The following is a 23073-nucleotide window of genomic DNA, read 5'->3' as shown; positions in this document are numbered from 1 at the left end:
CCAGGAGTCTGATGTGCCCGTCTCCGCGTGGAGGCGTAGGCGGGGCGGCCACTGTGACGGGCCGTCCGCGACCGCGCGGCAAACGCCTGGGGAGGCAGCGGGAGCGGAGGGCCTCAAGGGCGGTGCCGGGGCGCAGCTGGACCGCGACCAGCCACCTGGAGCTCCACCAGCCAGCCGTCGCCATAGGGATCAGTGTTGAGCGACTCCGGTACGGAGGTGAGGTCCTCGTTGACCGCCGCAGCCTCGCCCCCCAGCGGGGTATGGAATCTGAGACCGCCTTCGTGGACTCGACCTCGCCCATCGGGGCACCCGATGCCGCATCCGTGTCAACGTCCGGGAGCTTCACGCCAACGACGTCTCCGAGCTGGCTCTGCGCATGGTCCGTGATTCCAGCCCTGGCCCTGTCCGGGCTGACCTTGCGCACCCACGCATGTTCGGCGCAGCCAACACGCGGACGCGCGCATCGGCCGGACCTCGCAGGAAGCTGGGCGGGGCCGAGCGTCATGGCGTCTCGGTCCGAACGCGCCCGGTGATGTCCTGTCGCACGCGGGCGCGGTAGCGCAGCGGCGACTCGCCGACGACCCGTTTGAACGCCGTGCTGAAGGCGCTCTCCGAGCCGTAGCCCAACTCCTCGGCGAGCGCCGCGACGCGGGCGTCACCGTCCCGAAGCGCGCGCTGGGCGAGCAGCATGCGCCACCGCCCCAGGTAGGTCAGGGGTGGCACACCGGACGCCTCCCGGAACCGCTCGGCGAACGTCGTCCGGGACATCGCGGCGGCCCGCGCCAACTCCTCGAGCCCCCAGGCGCGTCCGGGGCGGCCGTGCAGCAGGTCGAGGGCGGGGCGCAGACGCTCGTCGACGAGCAGCCGCAGCCAGCCGGAGGGCAGCGCGGACTGGTCGACATAGGACCGCAACAGCTCCAGCAGGAAGAGCTGACCGTACTGCCGGATCGCGAAGGCCGAGCCGAGCCGCTGCGCGGTCGCCTCGTCGAACAGGCGCAGCAGGGCCGCGAGGAGCCGGTCGTCGTCATCGGCCGACCTGATGTGCGCCAGTGGCGGCAGTGATTCGAGGAGGAGCGTGCTTCCGGCCTCGTTCAGACGGACGCAGCCGCCGATCATGATGTCGTCAGCGTCGCGGTCCGCGGACGCGAAGCGGTCGGTGGAGAAGTCGGATTCCGGCTGCACCTCCTGGCGGGGTTCCGCGCCGGCCTCGAAAGCGACCCAGGAGCGCCCGGTGAGGATCGCCACGTCACCCGTCACAAGGTCGACCGGTTCGTCGACCCCGTCGGTGGTCAGGCGGGCCCGACCGCTGACGAGCGCGAAGAACTTGACCGGGTCGGAGAGCGGTCCGCGGCCCCACCATCCGCCGCGAGCCGCGATGCCGCCGGTGAGGACGCTGCGGACCTCGACCAGATCGAGTGCTTCGGAGAGTCGGTCGGGGGCCATACCCGTACTTTCGCTCAAAAAAACGGGACTCTCAAGTATTCATCGTCCGGCTTCGCCCCGGCAGGCTGGTGGCATCCCGCAGACGGACCTCAGGAGGGAACATGCGTTACCGCGGACTCGGCAAGACCGGGATCAAGGTGAGTCCCTACGCTCTCGGCGCCATGATGTTCGGCGCCCTCGGCAACCCCGACCACGACGACTGCGTCCGCATCATCCACCGGGCCTTGGACGCCGGCATCAACCTCATCGACACGGCCGACATGTACGCGCACGGCGAGTCGGAGGAGATCGTCGGCCGGGCACTGAAGGGCCGTAGGGCCGACGTCGTGTTCGCGACCAAGGCCCGGAACCCGATGAGCGACGATCCGAACCACCAGGGCGCCTCCCGGTGCTGGCTGGTGCGCGCGCTGGAGGACTCGCTGCGCCGCCTCGACACCGACTACGTGGACATCTACCAGATTCACCGCCCGGACACCGACACCGACATCGAGGAAACGCTCGGGGCTCTCACCGATCTGCAGCGAGCCGGCAAGATCCGCACCTTCGGCACATCGGCCATGCCGGCCTCCGAGCTCGTCCGCGCCCACTGGGTCGCCGAGCGGCGCGGCCTCGCCCGGCCGCGTACCGAGCAACCGGTGTACTCGATCCTCAACCGGGGCATCGAGCGCGAGGTGCTCCCGGTGGCGGAGGAATTCGGCATGGGCACCCTGGTCTGGTCGCCGCTCGGCGGTGGGCTGCTGACCGGGCGCTACCGGAAGGGCCAGCAGGCCGCGACGCACCGCTCGCAGTACGGCTTCTCGCACCTCAAGGACGACCGACGGCTCGACGTCGTCGAACAGCTCATCCCGCTCGCCGAAGAGGCGGGCATGCCGCTGACCCATCTGGCCATGGGCTTCGTGCTCGCTCACCCCAGCGTCACATCCGCGCTCCTCGGACCGCGGACCATGGCACACCTGGACGATCTGCTCGCGGGAGCCGAGGTCACGCTCTCGGACGACGTCCTGGACCAGATCGACGCCATCGTGCCGCCCGGCACGGACACGGGCACACTCGACATGGCCAACCAGCCTCCGGCCGTCCGCCAGCGGGAACTACGGCGTCGGCCTCCGATCGAACGCGCCGCGGCGTGACGGCACAGTGCGGTGCGGACAGCAATCTCGTGTCGACCACGCGGCTGGGTTCTGGGACGGGACGGAGCCTGCGCGCTGGGGCCGTTCCTGCCCGCGCCGCGCCTCAGCCTCTGCCCGGCGCACCGGGCAGAGCGAGCCCTCGATGTCGTGGGCCAGGGGCGCGGTCCAGGGCGGCGTCCGGGACCCGGCCATGCTCCGCACCCGGCCGAGGTGCTCGGCCAAGGTGCCCACCTCGATCACCTCGCCGAACCAGGCGTCGGACAGCAGCGCCAGCCTGTCCAATCGCCCGGTCGGCAGGAGCAGCGCGGCGAAGCGCTCGGTGGAGAGCAGCTCGCGGTGGTCGGCGGCGGCCTGGGCGACGGCGGCGAACGCCTCGGTCTGGAGGTCGCGGACCGGGAGCAGGGGCATGATGGGCGGGCTGGCTGCCTGGATCATGGGCTGTCCGTCCGTCTGGTCGTTCGCCGCCCAAGCTGTCAAGGCCCGGGTCTGGGCTGGGCCCGTTCGAGGGGAGGGCCGCCTGACAGGCCGAGCGGCGGTCGTCCCCGGTCACCAGGTCGAGGTCCGGGGGGACGGACGACCCCGGAGCGGTGTCGCAGGGCAATCAGGACGAAGGGCGGCGGCGTGTCCCAGGCAGGTAGTCCCGGCCCCTTGGGGACACCGCGTCACAGCGTCAACAACCCCAGGCCTACGAACGCTGCCCCGAAGATCGCCGCGAACACCATGTCCTTCCCTGACTGCTGCTCCGCTGCGGGGACCGCCGACGCGGTCCAGGGCTCGTTCTGGGCGTAGACGACGGGGAGCCGGCTGGAGACGCCGTACTGGTGCGGGACGCCGTCGATCCATTCGTCTTGTCCGACGCCCAGAGTGTCCATGAAATCGACCTCTACGGAGTTGCTGTTCTTCCCGTAGGTGCCTGCTTGACCGTCGCGGACACCCGGGTGCCGTGTTCGAGGAGCTGGCCGGCGTCGTAGCCGGTGACCTCGTTCACGGCGGCCGCACCGAGGCCGCCGACTATGAGCAGCAGCCCTACGGTCCAGCGGGCAGCTGTGCGCCTGCTGGTTTCCCACGGTCGTCTCTTCATGCCGGGGACGCTGTAATACGCGCTGATCAGCAGCCTGCCCCGGGGCGCGGGCCGGCCCGGGCAGGGCCACCTGTGAGCACCGGGTAGGTGCGTAGCGGAGCGCCTCGGGCAACTCGTCAGTGGGAAGGCGGCCAGCGCGGAGCTCCGCCGCCGGGACCGGGGCGGTCCCGGCTCGCTCGATGCCGGCCGGGTCGTCGATGTGCTGCCCGACCGTACGCGAACTCGTCGACACCTGGTACTCCAGCCGCACAGCCTGGCGGGCATCGGGCACGCCTCACTCATCGGACTGCACTGCCCCGTCTCCAGGTGGATCAGGAACACGTGGAGACGGGGAGGTGCTGCGACCTGGAGGCCCAGGTCAGCGAGATGACGGCGGACTCCTCGTCCGCAGCCACGTCCTGAACCGCGCTCCGGAACCCGGTGCGGTGCGGTGCGGTTCAGGACACCGCCGCTGGCCCGAGACACCATCTGACCTCGCCGTGTCCACCTGTCCCCGTGTGGGTCCGTCGAGCGCACGGGCTCACGGGGTTGCAGGCACTGGGCGGCTCTCGTGTGCTTCGCGGATGCAGGTGTCCAGGATGTCGACAGCGAGGTCGGCGTCCTGCTCGGCGTGGTCGGCCATGGCCTGGAGACGGAAGCGGGCCGCGTCGGAGGCGACCGCGGGCTGTTCGACGAGGTGGGTGATCAGGCCGCGGCGGGCGACCAGGCCAGAGGCGATCCGGCCGACCGCGGTGGTGCCGAGGAAAACCGGCACCACGGGGCAGACGACGTCGCCCATGGTGCGGTGGCCGCGCGCGGCCAGTCCCTCGCGCAGTCGCCTGGCGACGGCGGCGACCTTCTCGCGGCGCAGGGCGCCTTCGGGTGAGCGGATGATGTCATGGGTGGCTTGGGCAACGGCGACCTGGACGGGGGTCAGGGCGCTGGAGAAGGTCTGCGGTCCGCCGAACATGCGCACGAACTCGCGTACGGACGCAGAGCGGGTAGCCAGGAACCCGCCGGTGGTGGCGAAGGACTTGGAGAACGCGCCCACAACCAGGTCGACCTCGTCGAGGACTCCCTGCAGGCCGAGTTGGCCCGTCCCGTCCTGTCCCATCGCCCCGAAGTCGTGGGCAACGTCGACCAGCAGCCGGGCGTCGTACTCGCGGCAGAGGCCCAGGAGCTCGGCCAGGCGGGGGGTATCGGAATCCATGGAGAAGACGCCCTCGGTGACGACCAGCACGGCGTTGGCGGTGTCGGTCGAGCGGATCGCGTGCAGGCGGGCGCGAACGTCCGCGTTGTCCAGGTGGTCGAAGAACTGGACCGCGGCCCCGCTGGCTGCAGCCCCCTGGCGCAGTGAATCGTGGGCGAGCCTGTCGAGCAGGACGTGATCGCGGCGGTTCATCAGGGAGCGAATGGTGCCGAAACCGGCCGCCCAGCCGGTGGGGAAGAGCACGACATGCTCGGCGCCCAGAGCCTGGGCCAGTCCCGCCTCCAGGGCCTTGCTGGCCGGGGTGGCGCCACCCAGGGCCGGTGATCCGGCGGCTATCGGACCAAAGTCGCGCAGTGCCCGCACAGCGGCCTCGCGCACCGCAGGGTGGGTGCTGAGCGAGAGGTAGTCCTGCGCACCGAAGTTGACGCCCTCGGTGACCTCACCGCGCTCCGAGACCACGACGGCGTGCGGGTGCAGTGCCGTCGCGAAGTGCCGGAAGTAGGGCCACAAGCCGGCCTCGGCGCGCCGGCGCTGCCATTCCAGGAACGGGTCGTTGCGCGTGAGCAGGCCCGCACCACCCACCGTGCGGAAACGCATGATGTCAATCTCGGCCACATCGCTGCCACTGCCGGCTTCAGTCGTCGTCATCCCGATGCACTTCTCCCTGCGGTGACGGGAGGGTCCAACCCACGATCGGACCACCCACTCCCGCCCCTGCCTGGTGACGCTAGGCCCGCGATCAGCACCCACCCCGCGCCCTGACGAACTCCTGACCCACCGCCACGCACTAATGACGTGCCTTTGACAAGAGGTCGGCGGCAGGAGCTGGGGCCGGGGAGGAGGGCCTGGACTGGACCAGGCCTTTTCGACGATGGCCGCGTCCGGGGCAGTCCTCCTCCCGCTGTGCCTTCGGCGGGGTCCGGGGCGGCACGGTGGCCGGGGAAGTCGTGGGTGACCTCGGCATCCTCGGGCGCGGCAACGGCGCGGAGTCGTTGAGGCTGTCGCGCACCGTGAACCCGGGCGACACCAGGATCGCGGTGACCGCAGCAAGCATGGCATCGCCAGGCTCTGTTGGGACGATCAGCCGACTTGCAGGACGAAGAACAGGAAGCCCAGGAAGCGCGACTTGTTCGCCACCTCGGGGAACAGCTCGCGGGCGGCCGGATCGAGTTCCGACTCGCTGACGACCGTCATCCGGAAGCCCGCGGCGGCGAAGGCCCCGGTCATTGCGTGCAGCGGCCTGTGCCAGCGACCCCTCAGGGCGGGCTGGCTGCCCAGGGGCCCTTCATCGACCCGAGCACGTCCACGCCCGGTGACTCGACCTCCCGCGGCGCCACCGCATGACCCGCGCGCCGGGACCGGCGTCCGGTCCCGGGGTCACAGTTCGACGACCACGGTTCCCAGGTGGCGTCCGTGGATGACGTCCAGAAGCGCCCCCGGCGCCCGCTCGATGCCGTCGATGCGCACATGCGGGAAGGTGATCTCGCCCGAGCGCAGCCACGCGCCGAACCGCTGGTTCCACTCCGGGCGGGCCTGGGGGTCCTCGTCGGCGCTGTAACCGCGCATGGTGATCTTCTTCATCAGGATCTGGAAGGTGTCCAGCTCGACCGGGGCCGAGCGGCCGGTGCCGCGTGCCGCCAATTGCCCGGACAGGGCTCCGACCAGGACGAAACGCGCCCCCTCACGGGCGGCCGCTACGGCCGCGCGCAGCTGCTCGCCGCCGACGGTGTCCAGGAAGACGTCCACGCCTCCCGGCGTGGCCCGGGCCAGCTGCGCGGTCAGCGGCTCCTGGGCGTCGCGGATCACCGCCGCGTCGTATCCCAGCTCCCCGACCAGGCGCTCGGCCTTGCCCGGCGAACCGGTGCTGCCGACCACCCGGCCCGCGCCCAGCAGGCGGGCGATCTGCCCGGCCATCGAGCCGATCGCGCTGCTTGCGGCGGAAACGAACACGGTGTCGCCGGGCCGTATACGCACCCCTCGGGTCAGTGCCGCGTACGCGGTCCAGCCGTGGCCCAGGATCGCGACCGGGTCCGGCAGGCCGGCGTCCAGCGGTGTGCACTGCGACGGGTCCAGGACCGCGTACTCGCGCCATCCGCGGTGGTGGGAGACCAGGTCACCCGGATGCAGGCCGCTGTCGGCGGGGGCCGAGACCACCTCGCCGACCGCCTCCTCGGTTAGGACGTCGCCCGGGCTCAGCACCGGGAACGGTACGCCCGGAACGTCCTGGGCGCCCTGGCTGATCATCATCCGCAGCGAGGCCGAGACCCGGAAGAAGCGGTTGCAGACCAGTACCTGACCTGCCCCCGGCGCGGGCAGGGGGACCCGGACGACCTCGAAATGCTCGGGCCCGGGCAGGCCCTCGGGGCGGGCTGCAAGCCGCACCTCGCGGCAGGTCGGCGGAAGAACGGGCATGGGGTTGCTCCTCGACGTGGGGCGGAACCTGGGCCGGACGCCCACCCGGGCGGTGGGCGTCCACCGGGCCCGATCGGGCCCGGCCGAACCCAGCCTCGAACACGCCACGCGCCGCCTCCAGGTAGCCGGGGCTGCGCGCCGGATTTCGACACCCGTACTGTGGCGAGGTGTGGATTCCCTCGACCGCCAGCTCGTCCATGCCCTGTACGTCGACGGCCGGGCGCCGTTCAGCCGCATCGCCCACGTGCTGGGCGTCTCCGACCAGACGGTCGCCCGCCGCTACCGGCGCCTGCACCAGGCGGGCGCGGTGCGCGTGCTCGCCCAGCTCGACGCCCGCCGCCTGGGCCACGTGGAGTGGGTGATCCGGCTGCAGTGCGTGCCCGGCAGCTCCGGCGCCGTCGCGCAGGCGCTCGCCAAACGCGACGACACCCACTGGGTGCGCCTGGCCTCGGGCGGCACCGAGGTCGTCTGCAAGGTTCAAGCCGACAGCGAGCACAATCGCGACGCGCTGCTGCTGGACAAACTCCCCGCCACCCGCCCGGTCACCGCCATCAGCGCCCACTGCGTCCTGCACACGTTCCATGGCGGCCCGACCGGATGGCAGGGCGTCACCTCGGCGCTGACCGAACAGCAGGCCACCGAGCTCGCGCCGCCGCCCGTCGACCCCCTGGACCAGCAGGGCCCGGTCGATCTGGACCAGGACGACCGGGCCCTGCTGGCCGAGCTGGCCCGGGACGGCCGCACCGCACACGCCGCACTGGCGGCGGCAACCGGTTGGCACGAGACGACCGTCCGCCGCAGAATCGCCGCCCTGCGCGCGAGCGGAGCACTGTACTTCGACGTCGACGTCGAGGACCGGCTCCTGGGGTACACCGGCGCCGCGCTGCTGTGGGTCAGCGTCGACCCGGCCCGGCTGGCCGCCGCCGGGCAGGCACTGGCCCAGCACGCCGAGGTCCCCTTCGTCGCCGCCACCAGCGGCCCGGCCAACCTGCTCGCCTCGGTGCTGTGCTCCGACGTCTACGCTCTGTACGACTACCTCGCCGAGCGGATCGGCCCGCTGCCCGGGGTTCGCGCCATCGAGACAGCCCCGATCATCCGGACCGTCAAACGCGCGGGTGCGGTCGACCGCCCCCGGCCGCGTGCGACACACTGACCAGCTCCGAGCGCCACGCCGGCGTACGGGCCCGCTATCGCGTCGAGCAGTCCGCGACCGTCGCCGAACCCGTGCTGCCGCCGCCAGGACGTCAGGTGTCGACGCCCTGGCGGCGGGACCCCAGCGAGACCTCCCTCCCGCACTGCACTTGCTTGCTGAGCCTCCAAACAGGACCGCGTGCCGGAGGCGGCGGCCCGGGCGACTGGAGTGCCGGGGATCCGTACCTCAGCTCAGGTGTTGCTGTCCCACAGCGCGGAGCCCTGACAGGTGTAGGTGCCGGAGCTGTTGGGCGCGTAGACGACCAGGTTCCCGTCGGTCTGGAAGCAGGTGTAGGCCCCCGGGTGCCCGCCGGTGCCGGCGTTCCACAGGGCCCGGCCGCCCGAGTAGACCACGAAGTTGCCGTCGGTCTGCCCGATCGCGTCGGTGGTGCCCGGGTTCGCCGTGCCGGAGTACCAGAGCGCCGCACCCGTGGGCCCGTAGATGACGAGGTTGCCGTCGTTCTGCATGGCCAGCTCGTAGCTGCCGGAACAGAGGTTGGTTACCTGCGGCAGGGTGGTGCCCGGGGTCACCGCGATGTCCCCGCTGGTGCTGATCGTGCAATTCGTGAACGTGTCCGGGTGGACGTCGGCGCGGGCCTGCTGGACGGTCCGCGCGGTGACCGTCAGCACCGGGGAGTGCGGGGCGGCGGCACCGGCCGTGCTGGGTGACAGGACCGCCACCGCGGCGGCAGCGGCGGCAGCGGCGGCAGCGGCGAGAACACGGGGCGCGGAGAGGACCTTGCGTGGAGGCATGGTGGAGCCTTCCTGCTCAAGGGGCGGCTCCGGTGGGAGCCAATGCATACGCGTAGCAGAAGAACCCTGGGCACCGCTGGACACCACGTCTGATGTAGAGTCAAATGTCCGGTTATGAAGGCGGGTTGTCTCAGCCTATGCACTTGACGGAGTCGGACGTGCGGCCTTCGACGCGGTCGCGTTCACGGCAGCCGGCTCGAGGCAGGGGCCGGCTGGTCGGCCGGAAGGTCGCTCATGCGCTGAAGAATAGGGGGCCGACAGGCCGACAGTGCAGGCCAGGGCACCTCACCCACCCCCACGGCCTGCCTTCCCGCGCCGGCGCGGACCGCCAGGATCGTCATGCCGTCACCAAACCGTTCGCCAGGCCGCTGACCTGACGCGCCCTCACGCGGATGGCCAGCAGTCGGCACAGGACCTGGGCCAGGGCCATCAGCAGCAGCGCGGCGGTCCAGGCCGAGGCGCCGGTGATCAGGTTGTCACGGCCGAATGGGGCCACCGACGCGGCACCGCTGTGGGTGGCCCAGTACTCGAAGCCCGCCCGGGAGGCCATCCCCACGATCCACAGCCCCGCCGCGACGACGTCCGCCCTGGCCACCGCCACACCATCGGCGACTCAACCGAGAAACCGCCCCGCACGCCAGGCCCAGCACCGCGCCGGCCACCACCCCCGCAACGTCCAGCTGCACATCGTGCCCCTGGGTCGGGAACGACTTGAGGTAGTAGGCGGCGGCAGCGGCCACCGCGACCATCGGCAGCAGCGCGTTGTGCAGCGTCTGGCGGGTACCGCGGATCTGCGGGACGACCAGCAGGACCAGCGCGGCGGAGATGAGGTAATCGGTCAGCGTCATACACTGAGCTTCCCGCCCGGAACCGCACCAGGGCGTCGGACCCCACGTTGACCCCGGGTTGATCCCCGGCGTCAACCCGTAGGTTGACGCCGCCAGCCCACACGTCGAGAGGCCGGGGGCGCGCAAACCCTCCCGGTCATCTGACAGATCCGGAAGATCACGGCCGGTCATAGGGTGAGGTCATGCCTACCAAGACGAGTCCTCTCGGCGAGTTCCTGCGTGCCTGCCGCGGGCGCGTCGACCCCGCCGACACAGGACTGATGACAGCGGGCAGCCGCCGCGTGGCCGAGGAGAACCTCGCCTCGGCGAGTCCGGACTTGTTGCGCGCGATGGTGAAGACCTTCGCCGAGACGATGATGTCCGCCGACGTCGACCGCGCCTGCGGCGGCGAATACGGCCGCCCGGGCGAGGAGCGCACCAACTCCCGCAACGGCTACCGGCATCGGGACTGGGACACCCGCGCCGGCACCATCGACCTGGCCATCCCGAGAGTTCGGTCAGGGTCCTACTTCCCGTCGTGGCTGCTGGAGCGCCGGCGCCGGGCCGAGCAGGCCCTGGTCTCAGTGGTCGCCACCTGCTACCTCCTCGGCGTCTCAACCAGGCGGGTGGAGAAGCTCGCCGAGAGCATGGGCGTGACCCAGCTGTCCAAGTCCCAAGTATTCGAGATGGCCAAGCACTTGGACGATCGCGTCGCCGAGTTCCGGGGCCGTCCGCTTGACCAGGGCCCCTACACGTTCGTCTGGGTCGACGCGCTGACGCAGAAGGTCCGCGAGGGCGGCCGGGTCGTCAACGTCCACTGCCTGGTCGCGGTCGGCGTCAACAACGAGGGCCAGCGCGAGGTCCTGGGCCTGGACGTCGCCACCAGCGAGGACGGCGCCGGCTGGCTCGCCTTCCTGCGCTCCCTGGTCGCCCGCGGCCTGGCCGGCGTCAAGCTCGTCGTCAGCGACGCCCACGCCGGGCTGGTGGACGCGATCGGCGCCACCCTGCCCGGTGCAGCTTGGCAGAGATGCCGAACGCATTACGCCCGCAACCTGCTGTCGCAGGTCCCGAAGTCCGCCCAGCCCTGGGTCGCCACCCTGCTGCGGACCGTCTTCGAACAGCCCGACGCGAAGGCCGTGCGCCAGCAGATGGCCACCGTCATCGCCGCCCTGGACGAGCGATTCCCCAAGGCCGCAGAGCACTTGGAGCACGCCCGCGAAGACCTCCTGGCCTTCGCCGCCTTCCCGCGCACCGTCTGGAAGTCGATCTGGTCGAACAACCCGCAGGAGCGTCTGAACAAGGAGATCCGCCGTCGCACCGACGTCGTCGGGATCTTCCCCGACCGCAGCTCGATCATCCGCCTGATCGGCGCCGTCCTGGCCGAGCAGAGCGACGAATGGGCAGAACAGCGCCGCTACATCGGCTCCGAGATCCTCGGCCGCTGCCGCCTCCACCCGATCGAGGGAGAAACCCTCGAAGAAACCAGCACAACCGCACTCACCGCATAGCCTGAAATCGGATCACCGAGTGGCCGTCGATACACCACTCCGGAGGACGTGACCCGAGTTCGGCTATCTGAGGGCAGGCGCCGGTGATCAGGTTCCGCAGTTCGGTGTCCTTGGTCCGCAGGTTCTCGGGTTTGGTCAGCAGGAGCCTGGCGGCGTGCTGCGGGGTGGTCACGGGTCGGGGCCCTTCGGCGCGGCCCTGGTTCAGGTAGCGGTAGAGGAGGTTGAGGCCGCCGGTGTAGCCGCGCTCCTTGATCTCGCGGAAGAGCTGGGTGACGGGCACGGCCGGGTCCTGTTCGCGGCGCTTGCTCAGGTGGTCGCGGTAGGGGTCTACCAGGGTGGGTCGGTAGCGCGGGACGATGCGTTCGGTCGGTGGCTGGGGCCTGCGGGCGTAGCGTTTGACAGTGTTCAGCGCGAGATCGAGGCGGCGGGAGCATTCCAGCAGGCCGACGCCCTGGTCCAGGAGGTTGTGGATCTTGTGCCAGCGTTCGAGGGTGGTCTGCTCGCGCACCCCGCCGGGCAGGGCGGGGTTGCAGGTGGCCCAACAGGGGGCGTGGCCCCGGGCCTCGGCCAGGACCTTGTCGCACAGGTTTCGCCACACGTGCCACCGGTCGCTGACCTGCACCGCGTCGGGCAGCGCGGTGCGGATGGCCTCGGCGTAGGCGGTGGAGCCGTCGCGGCACACGACCTCGACTCCGGGGTGCGCGCGAAGCCAGTTCGTCAGGGTCTTGCCGGAGCGGTCGGGCAGGACGTCGATGCGCTCGCCGGTCTGGGCGTCGATGAGGATGGTGGCATAGCGGTGGCGTCGGCGCAGGGCGAAGTCGTCCACGCCCAGGACCCGCGGTGTTCGCGGGGCGGGCAATGGCAGGTGGAGCAGCAGGCGCAAGGCGGTGGATCGGGAGGCCGGGGTCGCCAAGAGGTGCAGGAGCCGGGAGCCGGCACGGCCTGCCAGTTCCCGGACGACGGCTCCGAGCTGGGCGGTCAGCCGGCTGGTGCGGCGTTGGTAGCGCTGGAGCAGGTCCGGTACCTGCTCGCGAAAGGTCTGCCGCGGGCACTGCAGGACCGGGCAGACCAGGCGTCGCTTCCTGACCACGATCACCACCCGGCGGCCGTCCACCGGCACGTCCGCCACAGTGCGCCGATGGACGGCGTGCACCCGCCCCGTAGGACTACCGCACACAGGACACGGCACCGGACTGTCGAGCGTCCGCGCCATCACCCGAATGAACTGGCCCTCGTCCACCACATCCTGGATGACCAGCGCCGACAGACCCGAAAACACCGTACCCACAAGGGCGTTGACCTCAAGCACAGCCCATCATGATCCGAATCACACCCCGTCACCACCGATTACGGGACAGAGCCGAAGACCGTACAGACCCCTGCCTGACCAGCACCGTCTCCGCCGAACAGGAGACACCGACCTGACAGCCCGACGCCTCGGCGGGTGGGGGCCATCGACAGGGCGCCCACCCGGCACACGTCGTTCAGACCCGGGCGATCAGGGCATACCGCTCGTCATTCACAGGACCGCCCCACAAATCCGCATCCCCGCCCAACTGTTCGATCCGCAGGTCAGTGACGAACGGCCGCACGGCGGCCGCTAGGTCATCGGCGCCCACCCCGCCATTCCAGGGCAGCAGCTCCGCCCCGGCCACATACGGCACGCCGCTCTGCCCCGGACTCGCGCCACCGGCCCTCAACCAGTACCAGTCGGCCACCGGGGTGAAGCCTCGTCACCCACTCCCGCAGCGCGGCCTCAGGGTCGGGCAGCGTCCACACAAGGTGGCGCGACAGCACGACATCAAACGCCTGGTCGCCGGTGGGCGGCACGGCTGCGTCACCCACCAGGAAGCGGCCCCCAAGGCCGACGGCCGCCAGCTTCCGCCCAGCCTGCTCGACCATCCTCGGCGCCAGGTCCACACCCGTCACGCGATGTCCGGCCTGCGCCAGGAGCATGGCCAGCGAGCCGGTTCCACAACCGACATCGAGTACATCAACCGGACCGGACGGCACCCACGCCGCCAGCAGCCGCCCCCACGCGGCACGCGTGTGCTCCGCCCTCAGCCCGTGATCGGGCTCGTCGTCGAAGGACGACGCGGCAGCGTCCCAGTAGTTGGCGATGGCAGCGGTTTGGTCATTCGTGGCCCGCATCCTGGCAGCCACCACTGACAGCCCCGACTACACGGCGCCCGCCCGGACGCATCCTGTCGGGGGATCCGTCCGGGCGGGCTCACGACTGGTCTGGCCGGCCGCACCCACACGCTACCGGCTTGCCCCATTTCGTCACTGCCCCTGCCCGTGACGAAACACGGCCGGCCGTGAAACCTGCCCCGATCGAGGGGTGGGGCCACTCGAACCTGGAACCCGACGCCCGGCCACCCCCAGCACCCCACTCAGACCAGAAATGGAGCCACGCGAATCCGGAACAGTGGGGCCACCGGACCCCGGAAAAGACACCCGGGTCTCCTCCGTATCAGCGGTCGGCCTGATCGCGGGCGACAGCTGGGCCGAGCCCGGCTGGGAGTTTGTCTACGACGAGGGATACCGCGTCGTCCCCAGTGCGGGCAAACCCGATGGCGTCAGCACTTCGAGGACGCCGGACGCGGAACCGTCCGTCAGACAGGGGATCGACCGACGGCACCTGGACTGACCACGGGTAGCTCGTGAAGCAGCCGAAGTTCAGACTGAAATGGCTGGTGAAGGGGTAGAGCTGCTGCAGTTTCGGTACCGCTCCGGCCGCCTCGATCAGGGACACGATGTCCGGGTAGGCAGTGCCCGGTTTCAAGACCTCGTGGCGCTCGTGATGCCACTGGCCAGACCAGAAGTAGCTGCTGCCAGTGTGCCTCCACAGTCTCCCCTGGTCCGAGTGCGCGGGCCGCGGTGAGGTCGGGAAGCGTTGGCCTCGGTGGGATGGCCGGCATGTTGCCGGGCCTGTCGGGGCTCATCGTCCCAGGATCCCCCGTCCCCTCAGCCGTGGATCGGGAATGATGCCTGGAACGCAAGGCGATCGTCGGCGCCATCGCCGACGCGGGAAAGGACTTCGTCGAGTGCGATGAACTCCTCCCACGCGGGCCGGCCCGTCGCTGCGGCCAGCCGGGCAACGACCAGATCCTCCAGGTCGGAAACGCGCTTGTTCTTCCAGACCTTGTCGGCGAGGCTCACCAGGAGGTCCTCCAAAAGGACCGCCTCCGTCCACGATGAGCAATGCTCAAGACCTGTGGATCGGGTTTCGGGAGGGCACGCGGAGGGCGTACCTTCCCGAATGATCGTTTGATGGTCACCGAGTAGGCCCGCGTTCGTAGCGCGGGTCGGGAAGGCACGCCCGTGCTCAGCGTAGTCAACGCCGACGGCTCTACCCAGTCCGGCTCCCTGATCGACGAGATCGTCCGCGAGGGGGCCCGGCGGATGCTGGCCGCCGCTCTGGAGGCGGAAGTCAATCAGTACATAGCCGAGTTGGCGGTCGAGACCGACCAGCGGGGGCATCGCCTGGTGGTCCGCAGCGGCCATCACCAGCCCCGAACCGTGACCACCGCCGCCGGCCCGATCGAGGTGCGGGCCCCGCGCGTGAACGACAAGCGGGTGGACGAGACGACCGGGGAGCGCAAGCGGTTCTCCTCGAAGATCCTTGCGCCGTGGTGCCGTAAGTCGCCCAAGGTCAGCGAGGTGCTGCCGTTGCTCTACCTGCACGGCCTGTCCTCCGGGGACTTCGTGCCCGCCCTGGAGCAGTTCCTCGGCTCGGCGGCCGGCCTATCGGCGGCGACCGTGACCCGGCTGACGAAGCAGTGGGGCGAGAACCACGGCGCTTTCCAGGCCCGTGACCTGTCGGAGCGCGACTTCGTCTACGTGTGGGCCGACGGCGTGCACCCGAAGGTCCGGCTCGGGCAGGCGCACTCGTGCGTGCTGGTCCTGCTCGGGGTGCGAGTGGACGGCACCAAGGAGCTGATCGCGCTCGCCGAGGGTCTGCGCGAGTCCACCGAGTCGTGGGCGGACCTGCTGCGTGACTGTCGCCGACGCGGTATGCGTGACCCGGAGTTGGTGGTCGGCGACGGCGCGATGGGACTGTGGCGGGCCCTGGCCGAGGTGTTCCCCGCCACCCGCCATCAGCGCTGCTGGGTCCACAAGGCCCGCAATGTCACGAACGCATTGCCGAAGTCCGCACAGCCGGGCGCGACGAAGGCAATGCAGGAGATCTACAACGCCGAGGACCGCACGCACGCCGAGAAGGCGATCGAGGCGTTCGAGAAGACCTACGGCACCAAGTGGCCCAAGGCCGTGGCTAAGATCACCAACGATCAGGACGAACTGCTGGCGTTCTACGACTTCCCGGCCGAGCACTGGATCCACCTGCGGACCACCAACCCCATCGAGTCGACGTTCTCCACCGTCAAACTGCGGACCAAGGTCACCCGCGGAGCCGGCAGCCCGGCTGCGGCCCTCGCGATGGTGTTCAAGCTCGTCGAGTCCGCCCAGGAGCGCTGGCGCACGATCACCGGCGCCCACCTGGTCGCACTCGTCCGCGCCGGCGCCCGCTTCGAAAACGGCATCCTGGTCGAGCGCACCGAGGTGGCGGCATGAACGAGCCCCTCAATCCCGGCAGCCAGGTAGTCGAGGTGGAACTGCAGATCGATCAGGTCACCATCGTGAACCGGGCCGAGGCCACCGCCACCGTGCGCTGCATCCTCGGGCCGGTTCGCTGCGGCGCCCACTTCGACCGCATCCGCGACTCGGCAGAAGCCATCGACCTGGAACTGACGCAGATCCTCGCCTACGGCCGCCGTTCCGTCGATGAACTCGACCCCGTCTACACCGCGCTCGTGACCCTCCGAGGCACAGGAGTCCAACTCCTCACGTCAGCCATCTCCCACTGGCAGGTCATCCGGGGAACCAACCCGTCGCCGTAACCAAGCCATCCACAGGTATTGACTATTGCTCGTCCACGATGCATGTGTCGCAGTGAAGCGGGCGAGCTCAGGACTGACGCCACGGCCAAGCAGAAGAGCCTGCCCGGCCTGCTCATGCGCCACTCCGGGCCCAGAGAGCTCGGAGAGGTGCACGCTCTTCCCGATGTCATGTGTCGCGGCCCCGAAGAGCACCGCCTCGCGATCGAAGAGCACGGCCGCGTAGCGCTTCTCCATCCAGTCGACGAGCTGGTGCGCGACATCGTGGACAGCTCGCAGATGGGCTGCCAGCCGTGGCGGCTCCCCACCTCGATCAGAAGCTCCGCGACGCGATCAGGCAGCGCGAGCAGCGGTGGGTCGACAGTGCAGCTCATGGCCCTCAACAAGAAGGTATCGGTCATCACCGCGTCAGGGTACTGACCGCGGCCTGCCTTTGCGTCTGTTAGGGGAACCCCCAACGAACAATCGCGATCTTGCCCGTCGAGAGAGATCGACCCGCGCTGACGGCGTCTCATTTAGGGTGTCCGGTGAACTGAACGGTCAGCGCGGGCTTACCGTACGCTCCGGGCATGAGCGAACGCGTCGGCTACGCGAGATGCAGTCTGGACAAGCAGGACCTCACAGCCCAGCACGAGATCCTGCTCAGTCTGGATGTCCCGGAGGACCGGATCTACCTTGACCATGGGCTGACCGGAACCAATCGCGACCGGCCCGGCCTCTCGCGGCGGTGCGCGCCGGCGACACCCTCGTCCCCAAGCTCGACCGCCTCGCGCGCTTGGTACCCGACGCCCGCGACATCGGCGACTCGCTCACCGCCCGCGGCGTCATCCCGCCGCCGGTCACTGCCGACTGCCAGCTACAGGAAGACGGCGTGCTCCCGCAGATTGTCGGTCAGGTTCGGTGGCAGGTCCAGGGTCGCGGAGAGGTCCTCCACGGAGGTGAAGAGTCCGACGCTCTGGCGCGTCTGTTCGATGTAGTCGGCGATCTGCGGGGTGATCCCAGGCAGCTTGCAGAGGGCTTCCGGCGCAGCGTGATTGACGTCGACCAGGCCGAAGTCTTGCGTTCCGGGAACGTCTGGACGTCCCACGCCCACCTCCCGGGCTAGCACCGGGTCTTTCACCGCCAAGCGGCGCCCCTCTTCCCGTTCCTTGATCCGCTCGCGGGCGGCGATGAGGACAGGAGTACCGTCAGGCACCCGCCTTACCTGCTGTATCCGCCGAGTGGCGTCCTTGGAGATGACGGCGACGTGCACGATGCCGCCGAACCAGGCGAAGGCAAACGGGATCGGGGCGATACTGGCCGCCAGGTCGGTCACGCTCGTGCCCGACGCGGCTTCCAGGACGCAAAAGGCGACCATCAGGGCGGCGTATCCAGCGGACCACACCAGCCAGGCGCGGCGCTGCGCTCTTCGGCCGAGGATCAGGAAGACGGCCCAGGTGAAAAACCCGACTCCAGCGGCGGCCATGATGAACAGCGGCACGAGGTTGACGCGGGGGCCTTTGGGCGCAGGACGGCGTGGTGCGGGACCAGGCTGGGGCTGCCATGGGCCTTGTGAGGCAAGCGGTTGGGTCACGTTACCTACGCTAGCGATACGGGGCACCCAGCACTATAGGTCCGTTCAGTACAGCCTCCGGTTCGGGATGCGGTCAGGGCTTGACGCCCCGGCGGCCCGGGGCAGAGCAAAGACAGGACGTCCCGGCCCGCCCCGGTCGGCCTCGACCGGAGCACCGGTCCGACTGCCCGCCGAGCTTGCGGCCCGAGTGCGGAGCGCAAGCACAGTGCCGGTCACCCGGCGCAAGATTCCTCTCTGCTCGCGGCAAACATGTCCAGCACGGTGACGTGCAGGGCCGCAGTGGCAGAGAACGCGTTGAACGCGGCAATCGCCGCGCGCCCGCTCTGACACGGGATGAATACCGCAGCGAGACCGGGACACCCGTAGCGTGCCTCGCTCAGTTGGGCTAGAACCTCGCCCGGCTCCCCGTCGACCATGACAACGATGACCTCTTTCGCTCCCGCTTCCAGCGCGTTGGCTAACGAGCAATGCTCAAGACTTGTGGATCGGTTCCGGGAGGGCACGCGGAGGGCGTACCTTCCCGATGATCCTTAGAGGTCATCTCATTTGGCGAGTCGGCGGTAGCAGATGAGCGTGGCGGCGATGCCCACGAAGGCGAGGAAGTGTTCGGCTTTGCGTTCGTAGCGGCGGTGGAGTCGTCGGCAGCCGGCGAGCCAGGCGACGGTGCGCTCCACGGTCCAGCGGTAGCGGCCCAAGCGCTCGGAGGATTCAATGCCACGGCGTGCGATGCGTGGGGTGATGCCGCGGGATCGGAGCCATCGCCGCAGGTGAACGTAGTCGTAGGCCTTGTCGGCGTGGAGCTTGGCGGGGCGCCGTCGCCGTGGTCCGCGTCGGGAGCGCACCGGGGCGATGCCACGGACGAGCGGCTCCAGGGCCTGGCTGTCGTGCAGGTTCGCGCCGGAGATGCCGATCGACAGGGGTAAACCGGTGCGCTCGGTGAGTATGTGGATCTTCGACCCGTACTTGCCCCGATCCACAGGATTCGGACCCGTCAGGTCCCCCTTTTCAAGGCCCGCATGTTGACCGAGTCGACCGCGCACCGCGACCAGTCCAGCTCGCCGCGCGCGCCGAGTTCGTCCATGACCAGGCGGTGCAGCTTGGCCCACACTCGCGCCCGGCTCCACTCGGCGAAGCGGCGGTGTGCGGTCGGCCCGGACGGGCCGAAACACGGTGGGAGCTGGGCCCAGGTGCAGCCGGAGGTGGCCACGAAGACGATCGCGGCCAGTACCTCACGGTCCCCATAGCGGCGACGCCCGCCGCCCTGTGGCCGTGTCGGCGAAGCCGGCACGGCCCGCTGGAACAACTCCCACAATCCGTCCGGCACCAACCGCTCCACGATCGTCACCAGGGCAGCCTACTGGCCCAAATGAGATGACTTCTTAAGGTCTCCGAGTAGGCCCGCGTTGCAGCGCGGGTCGGGAAGGCACGCCCAATGCAGTCACCGATGACGGCTCCACCCAGTCCGGCTCCCTGATCGACGAGATTACCCGGGAGGGCGCCCGGCGTATGCTGGCCGCTGCTCTGGAGGCGGAAGTCAACCAGTACATAGCCGAGTTGGCGGCCGAGACCGACGAGGCTGGTCGACGCCTGGTGGTCCGCAACGGCCGCCACCGGCCCCGGACCGTATCCACGGCCGCCGGGGCCATCGAGGTCACCGCGCCCCGGGTGAACGACCGCCGCGTCGACGAGTCCACCGGCGAGCGCATGCGGTTCTCCTCGAAGATCGTACCGCCCTGGTGCCGCAAATCGCTCAAGGTCGGTGAGGTGCTGCCGCTGCTCTACCTGCACGGGCTGTCGTCGGTGGACTTCGTGCCCGCGCTGAGCAGTTCCTCGGCTCGGCCGCCGGACTGTCGCCGGCCACGGTGACCCGGCTGACGAAGCAGTGGGGCGAGGACCACGCTGACTTCCAGGCGCGGGACCTGTCCGACCGAGACTTCGTCTACGTGTGGGCCGACGGGGTGCACCCCAAGGTCCGCATGGGCCAGGCGCACTCGTGCGTCCTGGTCCTGCTCGGGGTGCGTACCGACGGCACCAAGGAGCTGATCACGCTCGCCGAGGGCCTGCGCGAGTCCACTGAGTCCGTGGGCGGACCTGCTGCGCGACTGCCGACGACGCGGCATGCGTGATCCCGGGCTGGTGGTCGGCGACGGCGCGATGGGCCTGTGGAAGGCCCTGGCCGAGGTGTTCCCCACCGCCCGCCATCAGCGCTGCTGGGTCCACAGAGCCAGAAATGTGAACAATGCCCTGCCGAAGTCCGCGCAGCCGGGGGCGACGAAGGCGATGCAGGAGATCTACAACGCCGAGGACAGGACGCACGCCGAGAAGGCGATCGAGGCATTCGCGAAAACGTACGGCACCAAGTGGCCGAGGGCAGCCGCGAAGATCACCGACGACCAGGAGGGACTGCTGGCGTTCTACGACTTCCCGGCCGAGCACTGGATCCACCTGCGGACCACGAATCCGATCGAGTCGACGTTCTCCACCGTCAAGCCCCGCACCAAGGTCACCCGCGGCGCCGGCAGCCCGGCCGCGGCCCTGGTGACGGTGTTCAAGCTGGTCGAGTCCGCCCAGGACCGCTGGCGCGCGATCACCGGCGCCCACCTGGTCGCCCTCGTCCGCGCCGACGCCACGTTCGAGAACGGCGTCCTGGTCGAGCGAGCGGAGCAGGTCGCGTGACCGGGGTGGTGGACTACGGCCGCTCCCAGACTTACCTGAGGGGCGGCAGTCGCGCCTCAGTGACCGAACTGGTCGCTGCGGTGCTCGAAGCCCAGGCCGATGTCCCCTTACACGGTCCGACGAGGCCGGATGGCCTCGAGATCCGACACCACCCGGACGCCGGACTCGCCGGCGACTTCATCGGGTGGCCGTTCACCATCGAGGCAGAGAGCGAGGAGCCCGGACCAGCCCTGGTCGAAGCAGTGTCACTCGTACTTCGGGCCGCATGGAACCGTGGCCTCGACGCCGTTGCCGCATGCGACTTCGAGGACGAGCTCCCCGACCTCGGCGGCATCACACGCTACCGCTGAACTACGACGCATCCACAAGTAGTGACTATTGCTATTCCGAGAGTGGTGCCCTGGGTTTGGTCCTTGGCCCGAAGCACCAGTTGTTCCGCCAGACTTGTCAGAACGACCGCGCAGCCCAGGGAGGAAGGCTAATCTCGTTCGGTGATCACTACTTGGGACCCTACGGCGTTGGGCGTCCTTCGCCTGCCGTCGGGCCGACTTGTGCGGGGCCGAGGGCTCAGCCGCCCGCTTCCGGTCGGGCAGGTGCCCGGCTTCGCGCTTTATCTACTGGGTCACGAGCCTCCTGCGGTCCCTTGGGAAGCGCGCTGGCTCCTTTGGCCGGACTTCCGGCCGCCGTCGGATCGCGCTGCTACTGGGAGCGCTCTGCGAGAGGCATGGACGCGATCCGAAGCCGAACGCGTCGAGATTGCCTGTACTGGCGGACAGGGACGAACCGGCACTGCGCTGGCCTGCCTTGCCGTACTGGATGGGGTGCCCAGTCGCCAAGCGGTGGCATATGTCAGAGAGCACTATGCCTCCCGTGCTGTTGAGACATTCCGGCAACGCCGTTTCGTCGCTCACTTCCATAAATGCGATGCTGGCGCCGCCAAAACATTGTCGGCTGACGTTTGACATCAGGGCTGTTGCCGCGTGCGACTTCGAGCCCGTGCTCCCCGACCTCGGCGGCATCACGCGCTACCGCTGAACTACGACGCATCCACAGGTATTGACTATTGCTTGTCTCGAAGGCGTCCCGGTGCAGGTTGTACTCGCACATCTGGACCAACCACGCCGGAGCCGCGACCGCCCGCACCTTAGGATCTGCTGGAGCTCCACCTCGATCCCCGCCAGCTCCCGACCCCGGCGAGCTGCTGTTCGCAAGCCCGGACGCCGGCTATCCCGGCTCAGCTAAATTATGTATCGATTCTTTATGTATATAGTCATGAAGTTGGCGATCAGTATCAGATCTGCGCACCAGCGCAAAATTGCGGCGGCGAGATTTTCGCTGTAGATCCCCGCGAGACCCATGGCCACGACTGACGGCGTTACGGGTATCGCGGCATTCGGCACGTAGCTCACTAGAAAATTCTCACGGAACTGCTCGCGCCTATTTGCAAGTGAGCGATGCCAGCCGACGGAACCTGGGCAATCCCTGTTCAGGCGGCCTTCGACTTCATCTCGAATATAGACGGACAACTGGGATATTTGCATGGTCTGATAAATCGTCAAGCCGCCAAGCGCGGTTGCAATCATCGGCACCAGAAGAAGCAGCAATGCACTGTGAAGTTGGACACCAACCCCCATCGTGGCCATACTGAGAGTCAAGGTGGCCAGTCGGTAGGTTGTCCGATGATCCATCTTCGTTAAGATCTCATCGCGCAATGCCCTGTATTCAGTAAGCGCTATTTCACGCGAGGCGACATCGTTTGCACTTCCCGAGCTGCCCCCTGGATGCCTCAGCCGAAGCCCCCCTCGTCCGGAGGTGTTCAGATGCCTCCTCCAGCGCGGAGGCAGTCCCGCGTACTGCACTTCGTCAGGTCAGCTTCCCTGCACGCCTCTTACTCCAGCACGAACACCAACGCGCGATCGCCGGGAAGCCGGGTACGGCCAGCGCACCGAGCGGCGGCTACGGTGGAGACGAGTCACAGGCCCTCCCCGGGCTATCCGGCCCGAGAGTCGAGACGCAGGCTCCACGGTAGTGGCCGCTGCTATCGGTGCGCCTCTTCCTTGCAGAATCGGGCCAGCGCTTTCCGAGAGCTTTCTGCGCAAATCCAGCCGCCAAACCCCGCTCGATGCCGACCACAGCTCAAGTCCTCGCAATGCCGTGCATGAGGCGCTCCGCACGGGCTCACTGTGTCCTCCAGCCACGCTGCCCAACAAAGGCCCTCGCTGACCCCGACCCTAACCTCGATTTTTCGTGAAGGTCCGTTGGTTGTCTGGCGGGCCGTTTCGTCTTGTCGGGACGCTGGTGGGCAGGTTGAGGGCCCGGCTGTCGCGTCGGGTGGGCGCCGGGTTCCACGGATCCGGATATGTTCGGCTGCTCGTCGGGGCGGGTTGATGTT

The 23073-nt window shown here is 69.2% G+C and carries 20 protein-coding genes and 7 pseudogenes; 10 read left to right on the top strand and 17 right to left on the bottom strand.

All coding sequences use genetic code 11. The features are described 5' to 3' along the window. Positions 1-113: 113 nt before the first annotated feature. Positions 114-505, bottom strand: a pseudogene (locus tag GXW83_RS15805) (glycine cleavage system protein H). Further along, entirely contained in the window at positions 502-1443 is a 942-nt protein-coding gene (locus GXW83_RS15800; protein ID WP_182443705.1) for an AraC family transcriptional regulator, read from the bottom strand. The pseudogene GXW83_RS15805 and the gene GXW83_RS15800 overlap by 4 nt, the downstream one beginning before the upstream one ends. Positions 1444-1544: 101 nt before the next feature. Here GXW83_RS15800 and GXW83_RS15795 point away from each other — a divergent pair, with 101 nt between their 5' ends. Next, a complete protein-coding gene (locus tag GXW83_RS15795; RefSeq protein ID WP_182443704.1) occupies positions 1545-2573 on the top strand; it encodes an aldo/keto reductase in 1029 nt (342 codons plus the stop codon). On the opposite strand, the gene GXW83_RS15790 is transcribed toward GXW83_RS15795, so the two are convergent. The 6 genes and pseudogenes from GXW83_RS15790 to GXW83_RS15765 all read right to left on the bottom strand — a co-directional run bounded on the left by GXW83_RS15790 (position 2535) and on the right by GXW83_RS15765 (position 7255). Beyond that, positions 2535-3008 (bottom strand): hypothetical protein, encoded by a 474-nt coding sequence (locus GXW83_RS15790; RefSeq protein ID WP_182443703.1) that lies wholly within the window; start codon positions 3006-3008, stop codon positions 2535-2537. The two genes, GXW83_RS15795 and GXW83_RS15790, sit on opposite strands and share 39 nt — an antisense overlap. Positions 3009-3235: 227 nt before the next feature. Further along, positions 3236-3445, bottom strand: coding sequence for a hypothetical protein (locus tag GXW83_RS15785; protein ID WP_182443702.1), 210 nt, complete (start codon positions 3443-3445; stop codon positions 3236-3238). Between the two features lie 11 nt (positions 3446-3456). Continuing rightward, positions 3457-3654 carry a hypothetical protein gene (locus GXW83_RS15780; RefSeq protein ID WP_182443701.1) on the bottom strand — a complete coding sequence of 66 codons (198 nt, stop codon included), beginning with the start codon at positions 3652-3654 and terminating at the stop codon, positions 3457-3459. A 520-nt stretch (positions 3655-4174) separates the two neighbouring features. Next, on the bottom strand, positions 4175-5440 hold the full coding sequence (locus GXW83_RS15775) for an aminotransferase class I/II-fold pyridoxal phosphate-dependent enzyme (protein WP_225447016.1): 1266 nt from the start codon (positions 5438-5440) through the stop codon (positions 4175-4177). A gap of 483 nt (positions 5441-5923) precedes the next feature. Next, positions 5924-6130: pseudogene (locus GXW83_RS15770) on the bottom strand (SAM-dependent methyltransferase); the annotation flags it as partial. Between the two features lie 90 nt (positions 6131-6220). Next, the gene (locus GXW83_RS15765) at positions 6221-7255 is read right to left on the bottom strand and encodes an NADP-dependent oxidoreductase (RefSeq protein WP_182443699.1); all 1035 of its coding nucleotides are present in this window, start codon (positions 7253-7255) and stop codon (positions 6221-6223) included. Positions 7256-7424: 169 nt separating this feature from the next. Here GXW83_RS15765 and GXW83_RS15760 point away from each other — a divergent pair, with 169 nt between their 5' ends. Next, the gene (locus tag GXW83_RS15760) at positions 7425-8408 is read left to right on the top strand and encodes an Lrp/AsnC family transcriptional regulator (protein ID WP_225447015.1); all 984 of its coding nucleotides are present in this window, start codon (positions 7425-7427) and stop codon (positions 8406-8408) included. 230 nt (positions 8409-8638) lie between these two features. Here the strand turns inward: GXW83_RS15760 and GXW83_RS15755 are convergent, their stop codons facing one another. Together GXW83_RS15755 and GXW83_RS34100 are read right to left on the bottom strand one after the other, a co-directional pair. Next, entirely contained in the window at positions 8639-9199 is a 561-nt protein-coding gene (locus GXW83_RS15755; protein WP_182443697.1) for a hypothetical protein, read from the bottom strand. 337 nt (positions 9200-9536) lie between these two features. Next, complete coding sequence (locus GXW83_RS34100; RefSeq protein WP_225447014.1) at positions 9537-9794, bottom strand: hypothetical protein; 258 nt, start codon at positions 9792-9794, stop codon at positions 9537-9539. Between the two features lie 513 nt (positions 9795-10307). Here GXW83_RS34100 and GXW83_RS15745 point away from each other — a divergent pair. Next, positions 10308-11534: an IS256 family transposase gene (locus GXW83_RS15745; RefSeq protein ID WP_182447341.1), complete on the top strand. Its 1227-nt coding sequence runs from the start codon at positions 10308-10310 to the stop codon at positions 11532-11534. A 55-nt stretch (positions 11535-11589) separates the two neighbouring features. Here GXW83_RS15745 and GXW83_RS15740 read toward each other — a convergent pair. From GXW83_RS15740 to GXW83_RS15725, 4 genes and pseudogenes are all read right to left on the bottom strand, one after another. Next, positions 11590-12813, bottom strand: a pseudogene (locus tag GXW83_RS15740) (ISL3 family transposase); the annotation flags it as partial. A 205-nt stretch (positions 12814-13018) separates the two neighbouring features. Further along, a pseudogene (locus GXW83_RS15735) lies at positions 13019-13685 on the bottom strand (class I SAM-dependent methyltransferase). A 322-nt stretch (positions 13686-14007) separates the two neighbouring features. Next, positions 14008-14385 (bottom strand): DUF6193 family natural product biosynthesis protein, encoded by a 378-nt coding sequence (locus GXW83_RS15730; protein ID WP_225447490.1) that lies wholly within the window; start codon positions 14383-14385, stop codon positions 14008-14010. Positions 14386-14501: 116 nt separating this feature from the next. Further along, a pseudogene (locus tag GXW83_RS15725) lies at positions 14502-14717 on the bottom strand (phosphohydrolase); the annotation flags it as partial. A 141-nt stretch (positions 14718-14858) separates the two neighbouring features. Between GXW83_RS15725 and GXW83_RS15720 the strand changes: the two are divergent. The 4 genes and pseudogenes from GXW83_RS15720 to GXW83_RS34865 form a co-directional block, all read left to right on the top strand. Further along, positions 14859-16109 carry an IS256 family transposase gene (locus tag GXW83_RS15720; protein ID WP_182443695.1) on the top strand — a complete coding sequence of 417 codons (1251 nt, stop codon included), beginning with the start codon at positions 14859-14861 and terminating at the stop codon, positions 16107-16109. After that, positions 16106-16435: a hypothetical protein gene (locus GXW83_RS15715; RefSeq protein WP_182443694.1), complete on the top strand. Its 330-nt coding sequence runs from the start codon at positions 16106-16108 to the stop codon at positions 16433-16435. The genes GXW83_RS15720 and GXW83_RS15715 overlap by 4 nt, the downstream gene beginning before the upstream one ends. A 42-nt stretch (positions 16436-16477) precedes the next feature. After that, a complete protein-coding gene (locus GXW83_RS35340; RefSeq protein WP_370466708.1) occupies positions 16478-16852 on the top strand; it encodes a hypothetical protein in 375 nt (124 codons plus the stop codon). Between the two features lie 149 nt (positions 16853-17001). Then, a pseudogene (locus GXW83_RS34865) lies at positions 17002-17097 on the top strand (recombinase family protein); the annotation flags it as partial. A 191-nt stretch (positions 17098-17288) separates the two neighbouring features. Here the strand turns inward: GXW83_RS34865 and GXW83_RS15700 are convergent. Both GXW83_RS15700 and GXW83_RS15695 read right to left on the bottom strand, forming a co-directional pair. Next, positions 17289-17912 (bottom strand): helix-hairpin-helix domain-containing protein, encoded by a 624-nt coding sequence (locus tag GXW83_RS15700; protein ID WP_182443693.1) that lies wholly within the window; start codon positions 17910-17912, stop codon positions 17289-17291. Between the two features lie 635 nt (positions 17913-18547). After that, a protein-coding gene (locus GXW83_RS15695) for an IS5 family transposase (RefSeq protein ID WP_182447340.1) occupies positions 18548-19344 on the bottom strand; the annotation gives its coding sequence in 2 pieces (ribosomal slippage) (positions 18548-19008 and positions 19008-19344; 798 coding nt in all). 131 nt (positions 19345-19475) lie between these two features. Between GXW83_RS15695 and GXW83_RS15690 the strand changes: the two are divergent. From GXW83_RS15690 to GXW83_RS34090, 3 genes and pseudogenes are all read left to right on the top strand, one after another. Next, positions 19476-20681, top strand: a pseudogene (locus tag GXW83_RS15690) (IS256 family transposase). Then, positions 20678-21031, top strand: a complete 354-nt coding sequence (locus GXW83_RS15685) for a hypothetical protein (protein ID WP_182443692.1) — start codon at positions 20678-20680, stop codon at positions 21029-21031. The pseudogene GXW83_RS15690 and the gene GXW83_RS15685 overlap by 4 nt, the downstream one beginning before the upstream one ends. A gap of 141 nt (positions 21032-21172) precedes the next feature. After that, complete coding sequence (locus GXW83_RS34090) at positions 21173-21643, top strand: protein phosphatase (protein ID WP_225447013.1); 471 nt, start codon at positions 21173-21175, stop codon at positions 21641-21643. Between the two features lie 276 nt (positions 21644-21919). On the opposite strand, the gene GXW83_RS15680 is transcribed toward GXW83_RS34090, so the two are convergent. Next, a complete protein-coding gene (locus GXW83_RS15680) occupies positions 21920-22324 on the bottom strand; it encodes a hypothetical protein (protein ID WP_182443691.1) in 405 nt (134 codons plus the stop codon). Between the last annotated feature and the right edge of the window lie 749 nt (positions 22325-23073).

Origin of the sequence: Streptacidiphilus sp. PB12-B1b (assembly GCF_014084125.1) — a bacterium.
Classification (GTDB): Bacteria; Actinomycetota; Actinomycetes; order Streptomycetales; family Streptomycetaceae; genus Streptacidiphilus.
The sequence above is the reverse complement of the archived record's forward strand: the minus strand, read 5'-3'. Positions and strand labels throughout refer to the sequence as shown.

Coding starts and splice junctions, on each gene's coding strand:
- GXW83_RS15800 (WP_182443705.1), bottom strand. CDS start 1,443: ATGGCCCCCGACCGACTCTCCGAAGCACTCGATCTGGTCGAGGTCCGC.
- GXW83_RS15795 (WP_182443704.1), top strand. CDS start 1,545: ATGCGTTACCGCGGACTCGGCAAGACCGGGATCAAGGTGAGTCCCTAC.
- GXW83_RS15790 (WP_182443703.1), bottom strand. CDS start 3,008: ATGATCCAGGCAGCCAGCCCGCCCATCATGCCCCTGCTCCCGGTCCGC.
- GXW83_RS15785 (WP_182443702.1), bottom strand. CDS start 3,445: ATGGACACTCTGGGCGTCGGACAAGACGAATGGATCGACGGCGTCCCG.
- GXW83_RS15780 (WP_182443701.1), bottom strand. CDS start 3,654: ATGAAGAGACGACCGTGGGAAACCAGCAGGCGCACAGCTGCCCGCTGG.
- GXW83_RS15775 (WP_225447016.1), bottom strand. CDS start 5,440: ATGCGTTTCCGCACGGTGGGTGGTGCGGGCCTGCTCACGCGCAACGAC.
- GXW83_RS15765 (WP_182443699.1), bottom strand. CDS start 7,255: ATGCCCGTTCTTCCGCCGACCTGCCGCGAGGTGCGGCTTGCAGCCCGC.
- GXW83_RS15755 (WP_182443697.1), bottom strand. CDS start 9,199: ATGCCTCCACGCAAGGTCCTCTCCGCGCCCCGTGTTCTCGCCGCTGCC.
- GXW83_RS15745 (WP_182447341.1), top strand. CDS start 10,308: ATGACAGCGGGCAGCCGCCGCGTGGCCGAGGAGAACCTCGCCTCGGCG.
- GXW83_RS15715 (WP_182443694.1), top strand. CDS start 16,106: ATGAACGAGCCCCTCAATCCCGGCAGCCAGGTAGTCGAGGTGGAACTG.
- GXW83_RS35340 (WP_370466708.1), top strand. CDS start 16,478: ATGTGTCGCAGTGAAGCGGGCGAGCTCAGGACTGACGCCACGGCCAAG.
- GXW83_RS15680 (WP_182443691.1), bottom strand. CDS start 22,324: ATGGCCACGATGGGGGTTGGTGTCCAACTTCACAGTGCATTGCTGCTT.